The 14,792-nt window shown below is 35.8% G+C and carries 14 protein-coding genes and 1 riboswitch; of the genes, 13 read left to right on the top strand and 1 reads right to left on the bottom strand.

The annotated features are described in order from the left end of the window. Nucleotides 1-1,141: transposase (locus ACQV2R_RS01500; RefSeq protein WP_428885227.1), on the bottom strand; the 1,141-nt coding region annotated here is incomplete at its 3' end. A 302-nt stretch (nucleotides 1,142-1,443) separates the two neighbouring features. On the opposite strand from ACQV2R_RS01500, the gene arcA reads away from it, so the two are divergent. The 13 genes from arcA to cobU all read left to right on the top strand — a co-directional run bounded on the left by arcA (nucleotide 1,444) and on the right by cobU (nucleotide 14,763). After that, nucleotides 1,444-2,655 (top strand): arginine deiminase, encoded by a 1,212-nt coding sequence (gene arcA / locus ACQV2R_RS01495; RefSeq protein WP_428874662.1) that lies wholly within the window; start codon nucleotides 1,444-1,446, stop codon nucleotides 2,653-2,655. A 36-nt stretch (nucleotides 2,656-2,691) separates the two neighbouring features. Then, a complete protein-coding gene (gene argF / locus ACQV2R_RS01490) occupies nucleotides 2,692-3,693 on the top strand; it encodes an ornithine carbamoyltransferase (protein WP_428874663.1) in 1,002 nt (333 codons plus the stop codon). A 101-nt stretch (nucleotides 3,694-3,794) separates the two neighbouring features. After that, nucleotides 3,795-5,300 carry a YfcC family protein gene (locus ACQV2R_RS01485; RefSeq protein WP_428873834.1) on the top strand — a complete coding sequence of 502 codons (1,506 nt, stop codon included), beginning with the start codon at nucleotides 3,795-3,797 and terminating at the stop codon, nucleotides 5,298-5,300. Nucleotides 5,301-5,312: 12 nt separating this feature from the next. After that, nucleotides 5,313-6,650, top strand: coding sequence for a M20 family metallopeptidase (locus ACQV2R_RS01480; RefSeq protein WP_428873833.1), 1,338 nt, complete (start codon nucleotides 5,313-5,315; stop codon nucleotides 6,648-6,650). 16 nt (nucleotides 6,651-6,666) lie between these two features. Beyond that, nucleotides 6,667-7,608, top strand: coding sequence for a carbamate kinase (arcC, locus tag ACQV2R_RS01475; RefSeq protein ID WP_428873832.1), 942 nt, complete (start codon nucleotides 6,667-6,669; stop codon nucleotides 7,606-7,608). Nucleotides 7,609-7,903: 295 nt separating this feature from the next. Beyond that, nucleotides 7,904-9,595, top strand: a complete 1,692-nt coding sequence (gene argS / locus ACQV2R_RS01470) for an arginine--tRNA ligase (protein WP_428873831.1) — start codon at nucleotides 7,904-7,906, stop codon at nucleotides 9,593-9,595. Between the two features lie 213 nt (nucleotides 9,596-9,808). Then, complete coding sequence (locus ACQV2R_RS01465; protein ID WP_428873830.1) at nucleotides 9,809-10,507, top strand: Crp/Fnr family transcriptional regulator; 699 nt, start codon at nucleotides 9,809-9,811, stop codon at nucleotides 10,505-10,507. 22 nt (nucleotides 10,508-10,529) lie between these two features. Next, a complete protein-coding gene (locus tag ACQV2R_RS01460; RefSeq protein WP_428873828.1) occupies nucleotides 10,530-11,084 on the top strand; it encodes a cob(I)yrinic acid a,c-diamide adenosyltransferase in 555 nt (184 codons plus the stop codon). Nucleotides 11,085-11,115: 31 nt separating this feature from the next. Continuing rightward, nucleotides 11,116-11,937, top strand: a complete 822-nt coding sequence (locus tag ACQV2R_RS01455) for a metallophosphoesterase (protein WP_428873827.1) — start codon at nucleotides 11,116-11,118, stop codon at nucleotides 11,935-11,937. A 2-nt stretch (nucleotides 11,938-11,939) separates the two neighbouring features. Then, on the top strand, nucleotides 11,940-12,671 hold the full coding sequence (locus tag ACQV2R_RS01450) for a hypothetical protein (RefSeq protein ID WP_428873826.1): 732 nt from the start codon (nucleotides 11,940-11,942) through the stop codon (nucleotides 12,669-12,671). Then, complete coding sequence (locus ACQV2R_RS01445) at nucleotides 12,668-13,423, top strand: adenosylcobinamide-GDP ribazoletransferase (protein WP_428874670.1); 756 nt, start codon at nucleotides 12,668-12,670, stop codon at nucleotides 13,421-13,423. The genes ACQV2R_RS01450 and ACQV2R_RS01445 overlap by 4 nt, the downstream gene beginning before the upstream one ends. Nucleotides 13,424-13,471: 48 nt before the next feature. Beyond that, a riboswitch (adenosylcobalamin-variant (AdoCbl-variant) riboswitch) is annotated at nucleotides 13,472-13,566 on the top strand. Between the two features lie 100 nt (nucleotides 13,567-13,666). Then, entirely contained in the window at nucleotides 13,667-13,888 is a 222-nt protein-coding gene (locus tag ACQV2R_RS01440; RefSeq protein WP_428873824.1) for a hypothetical protein, read from the top strand. 272 nt (nucleotides 13,889-14,160) lie between these two features. Further along, a complete protein-coding gene (gene cobU, locus ACQV2R_RS01435; protein WP_428874672.1) occupies nucleotides 14,161-14,763 on the top strand; it encodes a bifunctional adenosylcobinamide kinase/adenosylcobinamide-phosphate guanylyltransferase in 603 nt (200 codons plus the stop codon). The last annotated feature ends 29 nt before the right edge of the window (nucleotides 14,764-14,792 follow it).

Genomic DNA, 14,792 nt, shown 5'->3' with positions numbered 1-14,792 from the left:
CTGCTTCATGATAAGTCCAATTGAAGACTTTCTTTTCATCGGATTGCCATTTTTTTGTCTGTTCTTTTAACATCGTGCTATAGGGGATGATGGCGATGGTATCGGGATGATGGTCTTCTAAGTAGGCATAGTTGGACTCGGAACCATACCCAGCGTCCATCGAAACATAAGTCATCGAATCAATGAGTGCACGGTGGGTCTCAAAGAATGGTTGAAGCGTTCGTGTGTCGGTTGGATTGGGATAGATGTCATAAGCTAATACATATTGATGACTGGTGGCGATTTGTAGGTTATAGCCAGGTTTAGTTTGACCGTTTCGCATTGGATCTTCTTTCATCCGCATAAAGGTCGCGTCAGTATCCGTTTTAGAATAAGAATGACGGTCACCTAAAAGATGGCGATGTTTTTCATAGTTTTGTTTCTTTTCAATGCGTTCATTGAGTTGGTGCTTGAGAGATTTTAAGCGACGACGTGATTGCTTGGCCGGATTAGGCGATTGTTTCTTTGTTTCTTCCACTTCTTTTTCTAAAGCTTCGAGACAGCTCTCTAACTGTGTCATCACTTCTTCCAGCTGATCCATCGTTAAGTCTGTTCCCTCAGGAAGTGTCATGTCTTGATAGGCTACTTTGGTTTCTTTTAACAGCTCTTTGATTTGTGCTTCATTGGCTTCATCAAAACGGATGATGTTCTTTTTCCAGACGAAGGTATATTTATTCGCATTCGCTAAAATTTTTGTTCCATCAATAAATAAAGCATCGTCTATCAGACGTTGTTCCATTAAATAGTTTACAAGTCCATCAAACCCAGCATCTAGAATGTCTTGAATGCTCTCATCCACTCGGCATCGGCAGATCGTGGTATGTGAAGGGACTCTACCTTGTGTTAACCATTGAGCCGGTAAGTTTTCAGCCGCAAAGCGTTCAATCTTCCGACTGGTAAATATCTCTCGAGTATAGGCAAAGAGAATGAGCTTTAAGACGGCAGATAAAGGGTATTCTCTCGGGCGACCAAACACATAAGGATGATCAATGGCTAATTGGTTGACCAAGCCATCAATAAAGTGGACAACATGTGCTTCTTCAGGAATATAGGCATAAGAGATTTCCAAAGCTAATTGATTTGTGTTATAATGAAAATGCATTTTTATGTCCTTTCTTTTGTGTTAGAGGAGAGGCATTGACGAAGCAGAAAGCGTCAACTTTCTGCTTTTTTATATCTTTATTATACCATAAAAACCACTATAAACATTGTTTAAACAACGTTTATAGTGGTTTTTCGGTTTGAGACTTATGATACAGCCCCATTCTAAAATTTAAGGGATAAATGTGATGAATATCTCATTTAGAATGTTATCAATTCAATTTATCGAAGTGACCGATTTAACGGAAACTTTTTCTATCGTATGTTAGACTAGAGTTAACAAATAATTAAGGAGGAAATAAAATGTCCCACAGTATTAATGTTAATTCTGAAATTGGTCGCTTGAAGAAAGTAATGCTTCACCGTCCGGGTAAAGAATTAGAAAATTTGATGCCAGATTACCTTGAACGCTTATTGTTTGATGATATTCCTTATCTTGAAGCAGCGCAAAAAGAACACGATGAATTTGCTAAGTTATTAGAAAGCCTAGGTGTTGAAGTACTTTATTTGGAAAAATTAGTGGCTGAAGCAATTGATGCAGAAGGATTGAAAGAACAATTTGTTGATGAGTGGATGGCTGAAACAGGGTTAGAGCCAGGCCAAAATTATGACCAAGTTAAACAGTATTTAATGGATATGGAAGATACCTATGAAATGGTATTAAAAACGATGGAAGGATTCAAGAAGAGTGAGATTAAGCATGAATCAAATGGTTTTGATGAATTGCTGTCAAACTATCCTTTTTTAGTGGACCCAATGCCAAACTTATACTTCACTCGAGATCCCTTTGCAACGATGGGTAACGGTGTTTCTCTTAACCACATGTACTCAGATACACGTAACCGTGAAACATTATATGGAAAATATATCTTTAACTATCACCCAGAATATAAAGGAACTACCCTTTATTATGAACGTGATGAAGATACACGTATCGAAGGTGGAGATGAGTTAGTTTTATCTAAAAACACTCTAGCAGTTGGGATTTCTCAACGTACTGATAAATATTCAATCGAGAAATTAGCTCGCAACTTATTTAAAGAGACTGAATTCAAAGAAGTATTAGCATTCTTAATCGATAACAACCGTAAATTCATGCATTTAGATACTGTATTTACTATGATCGATTATGATAAATTCACTATCCACCCTGAAATTGAAGGCGAATTAAAAGTCTTCTCAGTAACTCCTGGTGAAAATGGTGAAATCAAGGTGACTGAAAAAGAAGGGCTGTTAGAAGACATCTTAGCAGAAGCTTTAGGTTTAGAAAAAGTTACCTTAATCCGTTGTGGTGGTGATGACATCGTAGCTGGAGCACGTGAACAATGGAACGATGGTGCCAACACCTTAACGGTAGCACCAGGTGAAGTAATTGTTTACAACCGTAATACTGTAACCAACAAATTATTGATTGAAAATGGTATTAAGATTCACCAAATCGAAGGTAGTGAATTAGTACGTGGTCGTGGTGGTCCTCGTTGCATGTCAATGCCATTTGTTCGCGAAGATATTTAATTTTTTTGATAAACACACAGATATAGGAGGGAATTTATGTTCCAAGGAAGAAACTTTTTAAAAGAAATCGACTTTACTGCCGACGAATTAAACTACTTAATTGATTTCTCAATTCACTTAAAAGACTTGAAAAAACGTGGGATTCCACACGAGTATTTAAAAGGACAAAACATTTGTCTATTATTTGAAAAAACATCTACTCGTACAAGAGCAGCCTTTACAGTAGCTGCTAATGACTTAGGTGCGGCTCCAGAATTCTTAGGTGCTAATGACATTCAATTAGGTAAAAAAGAATCTGTAGAAGATACAGCACGCGTTTTAGGTAGCATGTTCGACGGTATTGAATTCCGTGGTTTCAGTCAAGAGATGGTCGAAGACTTAGGTAAATACGCTGGAGTTCCTGTGTGGAACGGTTTAACTGATGAATGGCATCCAACTCAAATGATTGCTGATTATATGACCTTAAAAGAAAATTTTGGAGAGCTAAAGGGCAAAAAGTTAGTATATTGTGGTGACGGTCGTAATAATGTGGCTAATTCATTATTCATCACTGGGGCTATTATCGGTGTTAATGTGACCATCGCTTCACCAGAAGAATTATTCCCAGATGAAGAATTGGTAGCAAAAGCTCAAGAGTACGCGAAAGAATCAGGTGCTACTATTGAAATTACATCTGATATTAAAGCCGCTGTTAAAGATGCTGATGCATTATATACAGACGTTTGGGTTTCAATGGGTGAAGAAGACAAGTTCGAAGAACGTGTTAACTTATTAAAACCATACCAAATCAATAAAGAATTGACTGACTTAATTGAGGGAGATTATATTATCCTTCACTGCTTACCAGCTTTCCATGATACAGAAACAAAATATGGTAAAGATGTAGCAGAAAGATTCGGTGTTAAAGAAATGGAAATTACTGACGAAGTATTCCGCAGTAAACAAGCCCGTCAATTTGAACAAGCTGAAAACCGTATGCACTCAATCAAAGCGATTATGGCAGTTACTAACGGGAACTTGTTCATTCCTAAAGCTTAATAACAATAACATTACCCTATAAAAAGTGAAACGGGGCATGAAATCCGATTGTGGCCATGAACCGCAATCGGATTTTGTTTTAAAAAAGGAGGAGGAAGAAAATGGAAAAGATGAAGAAACGAAAGATGTTGAATGCTTTTACGATACTATTTATTATTACGGCGGTTATCGCTGTATTAACGTGGATTATTCCATCAGGCGCCTATGAGGTGGATCCTGAAGGAAATTTTATTGCTGGAACTTATCACACAGTAGAGCGTACACGTCAAGGGTTGTGGGATTTATTTGCTGCACCTATTCGTGGGTTTTTAGGTACTGAAACCACTCCGGGAGCTGTTGAAGTTTCGCTATTTGTTATGATCGTTGGTGGATTCTTGGGAGTTGTTACGGAAACAGGTGCTATTGACGCCGGAATCGCCTCTACCATCAAAAACAATAAGAATAATATGACCGGTTTAATCTGGATCTTAATGGCTATTTTTGGACTAGGTGGCTCTACCTATGGTATGGCTGAGGAAACCATGGCCTTTTATCCATTATTAATTCCCTTAATGGTAGGTGTCGGGTTTGATGCTTTAGTGGCTGTGGCGATAATTTTGATTGGGGCTGGATTAGGAGTATTATCTTCAACCGTTAATCCATTTGCTACCACAATTGCTTCAAATATGGCTGGTATATCAATAATAGATGGAATGGTATTAAGAGTAATTTTCTGGATAGTCACATATATAATTGGAGCTTGGTATGTTACGCGCTACGCTAAAAAGGTAATGGCTGATAAGAATAACTCTCTGATAGCTGATCAAATGGAAGCGGACAAAGAAAAATGGAAAGTGCCCGAAGATATGCCAAAAGTTACTAAAAAACAAAAGGGCGTTCTTTGGTTATTTGCGCTTACATTTGTTATTATGATCTTAGCTTTAATTCCATGGACAGATTTAAATAATAACTTTACTTTCTTTAAAAATGCTCATGAGTTCCTACTAGGCATACCAGTAATTGGAGATTTGATTGGACAATCTTTAGAAGACCTACCTTTTGGTATGTGGTATCTAGTTGAGATTTCAGTTCTCTTTTTCTTAATGTCAGTTATTATCGCAGCATACTATGGAATTAAAGAAGATCGTTTCGTAGAAGTCTTTATCGCGGGAGTAAAAGATTTAATGTCAGTAGCTCTAATTGCTGCAGTCGCTCGTGGTATTCAAGTAGTGATGAATGATGGTCAAATCACCGCTACTGTATTACACTGGGGAGAACAAGGGTTAGCGAATTTACCAAAAGGTGTTTTCACAGTCTTAACTTATATCTTCTATATCCCAATGTCCTTCTTAATTCCATCGACTTCTGGTCTAGCAGCAGCTACTATGGGTATCATGGCGCCATTAGCCCAATTTGCTGATGTATTAGAAAGTATTGTCGTCACTGCCTTCCAATCTGCCAGTGGTATTGTTAACCTAATTACACCAACATCAGGTGTCGTAATGGGTGCTTTAGCAATTGCAAATATTGACCTATCAACTTGGTGGAAATTTATGCGCAATTTGATTATCATAGTCTTTGTAGTGACCATTGTTTTACTACTTATTGGAGCTTACTTAGGAATTTAAAGGAGTGTTTAAATGGATTACCAATTAACTAAAAATCATCAAGAACCAGCTATTGAAACTTTGCGCCAATGGGTTGCTATTCCATCTGTATTAGATGAAAATGATGCGGAAACTCCATTTGGTCAACCCATTCAAGAAATGCTAGAATTTGCTTTAAAAACTTGTCAAGAAATGGGCATGGAAACCTATATTGATCCAGAGGGTTATTATGGTTATGCAGAAATGGGTCAGGGTGAAGAGTTGTTTGGTGTTCTATGTCACTTGGATGTGGTTCCAGCTTTAAACCCAGATGAATGGACAACGCCTCCATTTGAAATGGATATCCGTGAAGGAGCCTTATTTGGTCGTGGAACACAAGATGATAAAGGACCTTCTATTGCTGCCTTGTATGCATTAAAAGCTTTATTAGACCAAGGACATGAATTAAATAAACGTGTTCGCTTTATCTTTGGAACAGACGAAGAGAACTTGTGGCGTGGGTTAAACCGTTACAATGAAAAAGAAGAGCAAGTAACAATGGGTATTGTTCCTGACTCATCTTTCCCTCTAACCTATGCAGAAAAAGGCTTACTACAGTTGCACATCACCGGTCCAGGTTCAGATGCTTTTGAAATGGAAAATAAAGGAGCCCTAAATGTGGTGCCTGATAAAGCTATTTACAAGGGTGATAAAAAAGATGAATTAGTACAAATTCTTGAGGATTTAGGCTACAAATACCAAGTAGACGGTGAAACTTTAACCGTTTTAGGTAAATCCGTTCACTCTAAAGACTCCTTAAAAGGAGACAATGCTTTAACGCATCTAATTGAAGGAATGTCTGAATTATATGACCATCCTGTCTTAAAATTTGTTAAAGATCACTTTGCTAATGATGTTAATGGTAAGAGTATCTTTGGTGAGGTTGAAGACCAAGCATCTGGCAGCCTAACATGTAACATTGCTAACCTAGAGGTTACGGCTGAAGAGTCCAAACTAGGTATTGATATGCGTATTCCAGTAACTGCTGACAAAGATCAATTGGTAGAACAATTAGCTAAAGTAGCAAAAGAGTACAAACTCAAGTATAATGAGTTTGATTATCTAGCTTCGTTATATGTTCCAGTTGACTCTGAGTTAGTAACTACTTTGTTAAAAGTATATCGCGACTTAACTGGCGATATGACTGAACCAATTTCTTCTGGTGGCGCTACCTTTGCTCGCACAATGAAAAATTGTGTGGCATTTGGTGCCCTTCAAGAAGGGGTAGAAGATACAATGCATCAAATAGATGAAAGAATGCCACTCGATAATTTCTATCAAACCATGGAAATCTATGCCCATGCATTGAAGGCTTTAGTTACTAAGGCCTAATGAAAGGATTGAATATATGAAAAAACGTAAAATTGTTGTCGCTTTAGGTGGGAATGCGATTCTATCTTCCGACCCAAGCGCTCAAGCACAAAAAGACGCTTTAAAAGAAACAGCAAAACATTTAGTGAAATTAATTCAAAATGGAGACGAGGTTATTATTACTCACGGTAATGGTCCCCAAGTTGGAAATCTATTGCTACAAAATATTGCAGCTGATTCTGAGAAAAACCCAGCTTTCCCATTAGATTCATTAGTGGCTATGACCGAAGGCTCAATTGGTTATTGGTTACAAAATGCCATGCAAAATGAATTAAATAAATTAGGTATCGATAAGCCAGTAGTTAGTTTGGTCACTCAAGTTATTGTAGATAAAAACGATCCAGCTTTTGATAACTTATCAAAACCAATTGGACCATTCTACAGTGAAGAAGAAGCCAAACAACAAATGGCTGAAACTGATGCTAGCTTTAAAGAAGATGCTGGTCGTGGATGGCGTAAAGTTGTTGCTTCACCTAAGCCAGTTGCTATCAAAGAAGTTGATTCCATCAATACCTTAGTAAATGCTGGTAATGTAGTGGTTGCAACTGGTGGTGGCGGTATCCCAGTACTTGAAGACAATGGCCAATTAGTTGGAGTAGAAGCAGTTATTGACAAAGACTTTGCTTCACAAAAACTAGCTAACGATCTCGGAGCTGACTTGTTTATCGTTCTAACAGGTGTGGATTATGTCTATGTCAACTACAACAAACCAAATCAAAAAAAATTAGAAAAAGTTTCGATCGAAAGCTTGAAAGAATATATTAAAGAAGAGCAGTTTGCACCGGGATCTATGTTACCAAAAGTTGAAGCAGCTATTGCATTCGTTGAAAATACAGATCATGGTAAGGCTGTCATTACTTCATTAGAAAATCTTCAAGCATTAATTGAAAATGAATCAGGAACGATTATTAAAAAATAAGAGCTTGTCATTTTTTTAAAATTAATATACAATGAGACAAAATTAATAATTAAATCTTAAAGAGAGTAGATTATGCAAGACTGAATAGCAAGTTGGGATGATGGGAGCCGATGAGTCTTAATTAATTGAACCGCACTTTATTATTTGGGTGAATGAAATGAGTAGTTCATCACGTAGGCAACTGCGTTATCAATTTAAGACCTTAAAATTTAAGGTGAATTAGAGTGGTACCGCGTATAACCATATGCCTCTAGAAGGAATTCTAGAGGCTTTTTTGTATAGAAAGGAAGATTTTATGTTAGTAAAAAAGCAAATTGTTGAAACTTTATATCCTGTATTATCAGAGCACTTGACCCAAGAACAGATCGAAAATTTAATTGAACAACCTAATAATAATGAGCACGGAGACTATGCTTTTCCAGTTTTCTCTTTGGCTAAAATATTTCGCAAAGCCCCCCATCAAATTGCTGAAGAAGTAGCAGAAAAAATTGATACTTCTGCATTTGAAAAAGTTCAAGTAGTCGGAGCTTATATCAACTTTTATATTAAGCGCGACGACTTGGCTAGCAAAGTCTTAAAAGAAGTACTTGAACAAGGTGAAAGCTATGGTCAAACAGATATTGGTAAAGGAGGTAACGTTCCAATTGATATGTCGTCTCCTAATATCGCTAAGCCAATGTCAATGGGACACTTACGGTCAACCGTATTAGGGAATTCGATTGCCTTAATTTTGGAAAAATTAAATTATAATCCTATTCGTATTAACCACTTAGGTGATTGGGGAACGCAATTTGGTAAATTAATTGTTGCTTATCAAGGTTGGGGTGATGAAGAAACAGTAAGGAAAGATCCAGTTAATGAATTAGTAAAGTTATATGTTGATTTCCATGAAAAAGCTGAAGAAAATCCCGAATTAGAAGATCAGGCAAGACAAGTCTTCAGAGCCCTAGAAGATGGCAATGAAGAGTATCATAGACTATGGACTTGGTTTAAAGAAGAGTCTATTAATGAATTTAAACGTGTTTACAATCTTTTAAATATTAAATTTGATTATTATACTGGAGAATCGTTCTATAATGATAAGATGGGCGAAGTTTTAGATTATTTAGCAGATAATAATATCTCTAAAATCGAACGTGGAGCCACAATTGTTGACCTTGAAAAGTATCACTTACCTGTTGCTTTAATTAAAAAATCAGATGGAGCTACTTTGTATCTGACTAGAGACTTAGCGACTGCTTACTATCGCAAGCGTACTTTTGATTTCGTGATGAGTTTATATGTTGTTGGTAATGAGCAAAGTGATCACTTTAGACAATTAAAAGCTGTTTTAAATGAAATGGGTAACGATTGGGCTGAAAATATGCACCATATTCCATTTGGCTTGATTACTTTAAATGGTAAAAAATTATCCACTCGTAAAGGTAAGATAGTTTTACTTGAAAAAGTGCTTAATGAAGCGATTGAAATTGCCGATAAACAGATCACAGCTAAGAACCCTGACTTAGAAAATAAAGCTGAGATTGCTAAACAAGTGGGTGTGGGGGCTGTTGTCTTCCATGACTTAAAAGCAGATCGTCTCAACTCTTTTGATTTTAATTTAGATGATATCGTTCAATTTGAAGGTGAAACTGGTCCATATGTTCAGTATACTTATGCGCGTTTAAATACAGTGCTTAATAAATATAGTAAGGAAATAAAGCCAACGGAAGAGTTGAACTTAGATCATGAACACTCATGGGAAATCATTAAATTAATTAAACAGTATCCAGAAGTCATTATTAAGGCAGCTGAGCATTTTGAACCATCAGTCATTGCAAAATATGTTATTCAATTAGCACAATTGTCCAATAAGTATTATGCCAAAGTCCGTATTTTGGAAGAAAATGATCAGTTAGAATCAAGAATTCAATTGGTTAAAGCGATTACGATTGTTCTAAAAGATGCATTATCATTGCTAGGTATTGGCGCTCCTGAAAAGATGTAATGAGAACCTCCTGTTAACATTTATTGGACACCTTTCATTGTTTGATTTATATATTCACAAGTGAGATAATATCTATGAATAAATGACATAAAAGGTGAGTAAATATAGTGGCATCTTTTGAATTGAATTTTGAAAATTGAAAACTAAATTTCTATACAAAAGACTCCTTTTATCGTCAGTAAACAATTTACTTTGACAAAGAAAGGGGTCTTTATGGTTAATCGGGCAATTGAAAATTATATTAACGATATATATAACTATGATTTTTTCAATCGACTTTCAATTGATGAAGTCAATCAAATTACTTCTAACTCTATTTTTCATCACATTCCAAAAGGTCAGTTAATCTTTTTTCAAGATGATCCAAATATTTATTGTTATTTCGTCTTTAAAGGATTGGTTCGTCTTGAAAGAGAAAATGCTTCAGGAGAGTTTTGTTACTTAGATTATGTGGCGGAGGAAAGTTTTTTTCCTTATGCGGAATTCTTTTTTAAAGACCACCATCTTTATGATGCCTATGCAGCTACAGATGTTGATTTAGCTTACATCCCCAAAAACCTAATGGAAAATATTGTCTTTAAAAATGCGGAACAATTCAAATTTCTTTATGAAAATTTAGCCAGTGTCCAATATTATTTGGAAAAACGTGTGCAAATGACGGCTATACCAAGTGCTTCTAGCCGAGTAATTCAGACCCTGGCTTTATGGATGTATGATATGGGGCGTTTTATGGGTGATCATGTGGTTATTCCACATCCATTGACTATTAACGAAGCGGCGACAGTAGCCGGTACGACAAGAGAGACAGCAGGAAGAGTCATTAAAGATTTAACTCAAGAGAAAAAAATTACTTTTACACGTAAAAAAATAATTTATCATGATTGGAAATATTTTAACGACCTGATTCAGTAACTATCAAAGAGGTGAGAAAACAATGAAAATTTATACGCGAACAGGAGATCAAGGGAATACGCGTTTAATTGGCAACCGTGTGGTAGCCAAAAACAACCCCTTAGTTGAGGCATATGGAAGTATTGATGAACTCAATTCTTATATTGGTATCCTTATTGCAAGCCCTAATTTAGCCGATGAAATTCGTCAAGATTTATTAGAAATTCAACAATTACTATTTGATTGTGGGACAGATGTTGCAAACGCAGATGAAAAGATTCCTTATCGTACCGCAGAGACTGCTATTACTTGGTTAGAAGAACGAATTGATGCTTACGATAAAAGAGTTGACCCTATTGAATCTTTTATCTTGCCTGGAGGAACCATGGAAGCCAGTCAACTTCAATATGCTCGTAGTATTGCTCGTAGAGTTGAAAGAAGGCTGGTTAGCCTACCAATTTCTGAAAAGTTAAATCCGAATGTCTTAAAATTTCTTAATCGGCTTTCCGATTATTTGTTTGTAGGTGGTCGCTTAGTTAACCACCTTAATAATCAAGCAGAACCGAAGTATGTAAGATCGGGGAAAGTGTTTCGCTAAGTGGTTTAAATTAATTGTGAGGAGATAGAAAATGAAGATTGGTGTTATTTCTGATCTCCATATTGATTTACAAGCAGAGCCCTACGCTCAAACAATTATTGATTTACTGGCTAAAGAAACTGATGAGTGGAATTTGTCTTATTTAATTATAGCTGGAGACATAGCGAATCATCAGTCTTTAGTTTTTTCATTCATTAAGGACTTACAAGCAGCCATAACCATCCCTTTATATTTTGTTCCAGGAAATCACGATTATTGGTCTACTAATCAAGAAACCCAAATTATTTATGATGGCTATTGTAACCATCCGAACTGTTTAATAGGAAAGCCACTTTCTCTAAATCAAGATTGGGGATTAGTCGGGCACTCCGCTTGGTACAATCATTCGGGAAATTTTGGACGTCATGATGAAAAATTTCTTCAAGCAGGTAGATACCAAGGTTATATGTGGGAGGATAAACTACATATTAATTGGCAGCAATCTGATCGCCAAGTCTCAAGAGAATTTGCCAGAACAATAGAAAAAGATATGATCTACCTAAACAAAGCTAATTATATTCTAGTCACTCATTTTGTAACAGATTTTGATTTGCAAATCTTACCAGATCCTAAATTTCAAGAAGACATAGATTATTTTAATGCTTTTATTTCTACTGATGATCTTAAGCCTTTTTATGATAAATATCCCATCCGTCATAGTTTTATGGGACATGTCCACCGCAGACAGAAACTGACTAAGCAAGGATGTAATTATTATTTAACAAGTTTAGGAACACCTAGAGAGTGGGAAGAGGGATCGACTTTGTTGGACAATCTAAAGGAAGCTTTGAAGGTTATTGAGATAGGAGAGTAGAAATGGAAAAATATCGTGATATACATATTATGCCATTAAGTAATGATGAGTCCTTAGTTATTGCTTGTGACACTTCAGCTTCAATCGGCCAAAAAGAAGCTGATGTTTTAAGCGTTTCACCCCAAATTACTGCAGCTTTTGCTGTTCGCGTGGTACTTATGGAGGTTCTTTCTGTAAACGCCCAGCCACAATTATTAATAAATATGTTTGGCAATGAAATGAATCCAACTGGAGATTTAATGCTTGATGGTATAAAAAAAGAACTGGCATTAGCAGGTCTTTTTGATTTAGCAATGAATGGCTCAACTGAGGAAAATATGCCAACTAAGATGACATCCCTTGGACTCACCTTGCTTGCAAAGGCCAAAATCGCTGATTTAAAAATAAAAAAAGTCCAACCAGGGGATCAAGTCTATCAAATAGGAAAACCTTTAATGGGTCAGGATTTAATTGACCAGGTCGATCAAATAGTTAGTTATCAAGAGCTTTACCACTTATTAAATCTTAAAGATGTCATTCATGAAATAGTTCCAATTGGGTCTAAAGGTGCGATTGCTGAAGCACAGCAAGTGGCTAAATTTAACCAACTTGATTTTAGATTAGGTCAAGATTTACCTCAATTTTATCAATCAGCAGGGCCTGCAACATCTCTCTTAATTGTAATAAAACCAGCTTTTAAAGCTAATTTATTGACAATTTTTAAAGATATTAAATGGGTGGGTGAGCTATATTGATTGAGTCTATTATTTTATATTTTCAATTTTTTACAGCAATCCCAATTAATCAATCAGTCGATCAAGCAGCTACTAAATTAAAAAAAGGGGTAATCTATTTCCCAGCTTTTGCTTTTATATATGCCGGAATCTTTGCTTTGTTCTTTTTTTTATTTCGTAACTTTTTCTCATCCACCATCGCATGGTCTCTATTAATTATCTTGGATATTTTACTAACTAGAGGCTTTCATTATGATGCTTTGGCTGATACTGCTGACGGACTATTATCCTCTAAAAAAGCTGATGAGATGGTTCGAATTATGAAAGATTCAGCAATTGGAGCCAATGGTGCTTTGATCTTAATTTCGACTATTTTACTTACCTTTGTTTTAGGAAGAGAGTTTTTAATTAATTATTTTGAAAATGAAATAGTCTTTGTTATTGCTTGGGCTGCCAGTGGTCGTAGCTGTTTACCCTTAATGTTTTATCAGTTAGTGTATGTTGGTGATAACCCCAATGGCTTAGGTAGTCTTTTCCTAGGCGTTTCTACTTGGAAAATTGTGGCCAGTCAGATTTTAACAATGGCCTTCTTTTTCCTATTAGGGTGGCCGTATCTACTTAGTTATATAAGTCTTTTGCTTACCATGTATTTTTATCGCTATTTCGTGTATCATAAAATTTCAGGTATGACAGGAGATACCATGGGAGCTGCTGCTTTAATTGGTCAAATCATTTATATGCTGTTTGTTTTACTTCTTTTTAATAAGAATTAGGATTGTCATTTTCTTTAATAATTATGCTATAATGATGCTAAGCTCTTTGATAATTAAGATAGAATAGGGGAAGCACGTGAGAATCGTGCGCAGTCCCTTGCTACTGTATGGATGAAAATCTAAGTCAGATTACCTATTTTATCAAGGATGATTGTTATTTCTCAAGGTCTCGTAACAAGGTTCGTTAACAAATACGTTTATTAACCAGACAAGTAGCTAGTCTGGTTTTTTTAAGGAGGTAAGATGAAGGCAAAAGATTTAGTAACCCTTGCTCATATGATGTCATTGTCAATCATCTTAGCACAGTTCAAGCTATTCTTGACAGTAGCTTTTGATTCAAGTCCAGCTTTTATACTCTTGCTAGCTATGAGAAGATCTGCTGGCGCGATAGTTGGTGCTATAGGACATTTAACAACGGCAATGAGCTCAGCTTTTCCCTTAAGTATTCCACTTATCTTTTATTAATGGCACTTATGATACTAGATCAGATTAATTTTGTTATGATTTATCGTAAATATAAATCTTTGAAATATGGCCGGTTATTCTTCCAACTCTAGGCGCCTGCTTGTTTAATGTTTTATTACCACTTCTATGTTTTCAACCGATTTTAGGGGCTGCAATGCTGGTAAGTTTCTTTTGGCCCTTAAAGCTAGCTACTCTTGCTAATATATTGTTAGCTTTGCGACTTTTTGAAGGTCTAACAAAAATAAATATATCGATGTTTAGGAAGTGAGTGAATGGGGGAAATTATTTATTATACTGGAGGAGCTAAATCTGGTAAATCTAGATTAGCTCAAGAAGAAATTTATAGACGAAAGCTTCAAAATATTGCTTATATAGCAACCCAAGCCAATAAGTTTTCTGATTCAGAAGTAAAAAGGAGTATTGAAAAACATCGTTTATCAAGACCCAAAGATTGGGATACTTATGAACAGGCTCATGATTTGGATCAATTGGTTAAGCAACTTTCAAATAATTATCAAATTGCTTTAGTCGATTGTATGACGGTTTGGCTAACCAATATTCTTTTTGATAAATGGCAATTCTTAGCTAACAATCAAGAACTATCTTTTGATGAGTATGTCAATGAACTAAAGGGTGAGCAAATCCAAAAGCTAGAAGATTTTGTTATGGAAGAGCTTAATGCTTTTTTAAAAGAAATAAAAGCTTCATCAACGGATTTTATCATTGTGTCAAATGAGCTAGGTCTAGGATTAGTTCCAGAGTATAAACTCGGGCGCATTTTCAGAAATATTCATGGTTTAATGAATCAAGAAATTGCCAGACAAGCGAACTTAGTTTATTGGGTGGTTTCAGGAATTGCAGTGAATATAAAGTAAAAAAATTTAAAGAAATAAAGGAGAAAATT

It is taken from the genome of Facklamia sp. P12937, from assembly GCF_050409505.1.
In the GTDB taxonomy this organism is placed as follows: Bacteria; Bacillota; Bacilli; order Lactobacillales; family Aerococcaceae; genus Facklamia.
Note: the sequence above shows the minus strand (reverse complement) of the source record. Positions and strands in the feature narration are given on the sequence as shown.